Here is a 325-nt window from a genome sequence, read left to right on the forward strand (position 1 = left end):
CCCGCGCCACCCCAGCGAGCAGCACCGCATGCAGCCCATGTGCCAGCAGGCCGAACACGCTCCAGGCGGTGAGGTAGCCGGCGCCCAGCAACACCAGCAAGCGCTGGCGATCTGCTCGCCCCACAACCTGTCTCTTATACACATCTGACGCTGCCGACGAAGGCCGTGGAGTGTAGATCTCGGTGGTGGGCGGATCATTTAAAAGGGGGGGGGGGGGGGGGGGGGGGGGGGGGGGGGGGGGGGGGGGGGGGGGGGGGGGGGGGGGGGGGGGGGGGGGGGGGGGGGGGGGGGGGGGGGGGGGGGGGGGGGGGGGGGGGGGGGGGGG

Annotated in this window: 1 pseudogene; it reads right to left on the bottom strand. The window is 77.2% G+C overall.

From position 1 onward, the window contains the following. Positions 1-118, bottom strand: a pseudogene (locus JHD73_RS29400) (DUF2182 domain-containing protein); the annotation flags it as partial. Between the last annotated feature and the right edge of the window lie 207 nt (positions 119-325).

It is taken from the genome of Ralstonia sp. ASV6, assembly GCF_016429285.1.
Classification (GTDB): domain Bacteria; phylum Pseudomonadota; class Gammaproteobacteria; order Burkholderiales; family Burkholderiaceae; genus Ralstonia; species Ralstonia flaminis.